This window comes from Shigella sp. FC1967, assembly GCF_001743005.1.
Taxonomy (GTDB): Bacteria; Pseudomonadota; Gammaproteobacteria; order Enterobacterales; family Enterobacteriaceae; genus Proteus.
In genome coordinates, this window is sequence record NZ_MIIZ01001474.1 from 1 (window position 1) to 334 (window position 334).

Consider the following 334-nt stretch of genomic DNA (forward strand, 5'->3'; position numbering starts at 1 on the left):
GTTTTACTTTGCGTCCGTAAATGTGTGTTTTGCTGGCGCAGCAGGCGCGACGATACTGATTTCAGATTGTTGACCATCACACTGACCGCCAGTTTTGGCGGGTAAGCAACCAGCAGATGCACATGGTCAGGCTCTCCCGTCCATCTCAATAATTTCGCATTCAAGTTTTGCCGCAGCGGAGTCAAATGCATCACGCAGTTGAGCGAGCATCTGTCCGTCAAATAGCTTACGTCGATACTTTGTCGTAAAGATCAGATGCACGACCAGTTTACTGACACTGTGCCGCTTTCTGAGGAATTCCGCCAGTAAATCATTATGATTACTCAATTGATAT

At 47.0% G+C, this 334-nt stretch carries 2 protein-coding genes; both read right to left on the reverse strand.

The window, feature by feature from the left end; genetic code table 11:
• Nucleotides 1-191, reverse strand: a 191-nt coding sequence (gene tnpA, locus BHE89_RS27245; RefSeq protein ID WP_353615162.1) for an IS200/IS605 family transposase, incomplete at its 3' end; no start/stop codon positions are given.
• Nucleotides 127-334 (reverse strand): transposase (locus BHE89_RS27250; RefSeq protein ID WP_353615161.1); only part of this gene is annotated, 208 nt, incomplete at its 5' end. The genes BHE89_RS27250 and tnpA, both read right to left, overlap by 65 nt.